The organism is Streptomyces sp. WELS2, from assembly GCF_013870595.1.
GTDB lineage: Bacteria > Actinomycetota > Actinomycetes > Streptomycetales > Streptomycetaceae > Streptomyces.
On record NZ_JACBWZ010000698.1, the window covers coordinates 1 to 3,325 of the forward strand.

Consider the following 3,325-nt stretch of genomic DNA (forward strand, 5'->3'; position numbering starts at 1 on the left):
GGTACGTCCCCGGCCACCCGCGCGGACCCGGCACCAGCGCCCACGGCACCGTCCGCCCGCGTCCCCGGGGCGCAGGGGGCGCCCGGGACGCAGCGGATGCCCGGCGTGCCCGAGGCGCACGGCGTGCCCGGTGCCCACGGCATGTCCCGCGCCCCCGGACCCCCGTACCTCCCCGCGCCCGGCGGCGCCTGAGCGTGGGGCGGTCCCGTCCGCGGTCCGGCCGGCGAGTCGAAGAATCAGCCGGATCCTGGCAAGGTGGCCCCATGGCCGATCGGGGTGCGAGCGCCCTGTCACTCCCGGGGGACCGGCCCGTCCGCCCGGACCCGGTCCTCGCGCTCAACGGCATGGGCAGCTTCGACTGGGACCTGGACGCCGGTCTGTTCCGCCTGGACGCCCAGGCCCTCGAGGTGCTCGACCTGCCGCCCGAGGAGTACGACGGGCGCCTGGACACGCTGAACGCGCTCCGGGTGCCCCCGCCGGAGGCCGCCCGGCTCGACGCGACCGTCGCCCGGGCGATCAAGGACGGCAGCGACCACTACAGCGCGTACTTCCGCATCCGCTGCCGCGACGGCACCATGCGCTGGACCCACACCCGGGGCCGCCTGCGCCGCGACGACTCCGGCCGCCCGCACCGCGTCGTCGGCATCCTCCGCGACGCCACCGAGGAACTCGCCGACAGCACGGCACGCAGCCTCCGGGCCGCCCAGGACGAGGCGTTCCGGCAGCAGACCGGCGTCGTCCAGGTCATCTCCGCCGCCCTCGCCCACGCCCGCAGCGTCCAGGACGTCATCGACGTGCTCAAGGACACCCACGGCGTCCGCCACCTGGGCGCGACCAGCCTGGTGATGGGCCTGGTGGAGGCGGGCCGGATCCGGCTGGTGGCCGAGGGCCCCGCGGGCAGCTTCGTCCCCGGCACCCGGGTCACCCGGATCGACGAGCCGTACCCGATGAGCGAGGTCGTCCGCACCCTCAGCCCCCGGTTCATCGAGTCACCGGAGGAGTTCGCCGCGCACTACCCCATCCTGTGGCCGCACCTCACCGGTCTGCGCATCACCTCGGCCGCCTACCTCCCGCTGATCGCCCAGGCCCGCCCGATCGGTGCCATGGGCCTGCTCTACGACGACCGGCGCGGCTTCTCCGCCGAGGAACGCGCCGTCCTCGTCGCGCTCGGCAGCAGCATCGCGCAGAGCCTGATGCGGGCCATGCTCTTCGAGCAGGAGAAGGACCTCGCCCAGGGCCTCCAGCAGGCCATGCTGCCCCGCTCCATCCCCAGCGTGCGCGGCGCCGACATCGCGGTGCGCTACCGCTCGGCCGCCCTGGGCCGGGACATCGGCGGCGACTGGTACGACCTGATCCCGCTGCCCGGGGACACCCCCTCGGGGGCGGGCCGGGTCGGCGCGGTCATCGGGGACGTCCAGGGCCACGACACGCACGCCGCCGCCGTCATGGGCCAGCTGCGGATCGTGCTGCGCGCCTACGCCGCCGAGGGCCACACCCCGGCCACCGTGATGGCCCGGGCCTCCGTCTTCCTGCACGAACTCGACACCGACCGGTTCGCCACCTGCCTGTACGCCGAGGCCGACCTGGCCACCGGGGTCGTCCAGATGGTCCGCGCCGGGCACATCGACCCGCTGCTGCGCCACCGCGACGGCCGCTGCGTCCGGATCCCCGTCGAGGGCGGGCTGCCGCTCGGCCTGTCCGCCGAGTTCGGGCGGCTGGAGTACCCCGTCGCCACCCTGGAACTCGACCCCGGCAGCATGCTGCTGCTGTGCACCGACGGACTGGTGGAGCTGCCCGGCACCGATCTGGACGAGGGCATGTCCGGCCTCGTGGGGCTCGTGTGCGAGGGGCCCGCCGAGGTGGAAGCCCTCGCCGACCGGCTGATCCGGGCGGCCGAGGAGCGCGGCGGCGAAGACGACGTGGCGCTGCTCCTGCTGCGCCGCCGCGCCCCGCATGCCGCCCGGCCCGGCCGCCGGCTCCGCCAGCACGTGGCGGCCGGCGATCCGGAGTCCCTCGCCCGGGCCCGGCACCTGATCCGCACCGCCGTCCGGGTCTGGGGCGCCCGCGCACCCGCCGACGACATCGAGCTGGTGGCCGACGAGCTGATCACCAACGCCCTGCTGCACACCGGGGGCTCGGCGATCGTCACCTTGCGGGTGCTGGAGGACTCCGAGCGCCGGCTGCGCATCGAGGTCGAGGACTGCTCCAGCGCCCTGCCGCGGCGCCGCGACGCCGGCGCGAGCGGTGTGTTCGGCCGCGGCCTGCTCCTGGTCGAGCGGCTCGCCGACGCCTGGGGCGTCCAGGCGCGGGGCTCCGGCAAGGCGGTGTGGTGCGAGTTCCGGCTGCCGTAGCGACCGCGCCGGCGGTCACGTGGCGTTGCCGGTGCCGGATGGCACCCTGTACGTATGCCCGAATTGCCCGAGGTGGAAGCGCTGACGGACTTCCTGACCGAGCACCTGGCCGGCCGCCGGGTGGCGCGGCTGCTGCCGGTCGCCGTCAGCGTGCTGAAGACGTACGACCCCGCGCCCACCGCCCTCGAGGGTGCCGGGGTGACGGCCGTGCGCCGGTACGGCAAGTTCCTGGACGTCGAGACGGACGGCGGACTCCACCTGGTCGTCCATCTGGCCCGGGCCGGCTGGCTCCAGTGGCGCGACCGGCTGCCGGACGGCCCGCCCAGGCCCGGCAAGGGCCCGCTGGCGCTGCGCGTGGCGCTGGAGACCGGAGAGGGATTCGACCTGACCGAGGCCGGCACCCAGAAACGCCTCGCCGTGTACGTGGTCCGCGACCCCGCCGAGGTGCCGGGCATCGCCCGCCTCGGCCCGGACCCGCTCGCCGAGGACTTCACCGAGGACCGCTTCGCCGCCCTGCTGCGGGGTGAACGGCGGCAGCTGAAGGGCGCCCTGCGCGACCAGTCGCTGATCGCGGGCGTCGGCAACGCCTACAGCGACGAGATCCTGCACGCCGCGCGCATGTCCCCGTTCAAGCTCGCGGCCTCCCTCACCCCCGAGGAGACCCACCGGCTCTACACGGCGCTGCGCGGCACGCTCGGCGAGGCGGTCGAGCGGGCCCGGGGGGTGGCGGCGGGCCGGCTGAAGGCGGAGAAGAAGGGCGGTCTGCGCGTCCACGGCCGCACCGGTGAACCCTGCCCGGTGTGCGGCGACACCATCCGCGAGGTCTCCTTCAGCGACTCCTCGCTGCAGTACTGCCCGACGTGCCAGACGGGCGGCAAGCCGCTGGCCGACCGCAGGCTGTCCCGGCTGCTGAAGTGAGGCCTCACCGCGCCCGGACGGTGACCAGCACCGTTCCCTGCGCCGTGCGGACCTCG

2 protein-coding genes and 1 pseudogene are annotated in these 3,325 nt (G+C 75.4%); all 3 read left to right on the forward strand.

Annotated features, from left to right (window positions below; all coding sequences use genetic code 11):
* Positions 1–192 (forward strand): annotated as a pseudogene (locus H5J33_RS36840) (hypothetical protein); the annotation flags it as partial.
* Positions 193–263: 71 nt separating this feature from the next.
* A complete protein-coding gene (locus H5J33_RS28315) occupies positions 264–2,351 on the forward strand; it encodes a SpoIIE family protein phosphatase (RefSeq protein WP_181797675.1) in 2,088 nt (695 codons plus the stop codon).
* A gap of 54 nt (positions 2,352–2,405) precedes the next feature.
* Positions 2,406–3,269 (forward strand): Fpg/Nei family DNA glycosylase, encoded by an 864-nt coding sequence (locus H5J33_RS28320; RefSeq protein WP_181797676.1) that lies wholly within the window; start codon positions 2,406–2,408, stop codon positions 3,267–3,269.
* Positions 3,270–3,325: the final 56 nt, after the last annotated feature.

Excerpts from the sequence above, each read along its gene's own strand:
- H5J33_RS28315 (WP_181797675.1), top strand. The coding sequence starts at position 264 with ATGGCCGATCGGGGTGCGAGCGCCCTGTCACTCCCGGGGGACCGGCCC.
- H5J33_RS28320 (WP_181797676.1), top strand. The coding sequence starts at position 2,406 with ATGCCCGAATTGCCCGAGGTGGAAGCGCTGACGGACTTCCTGACCGAG.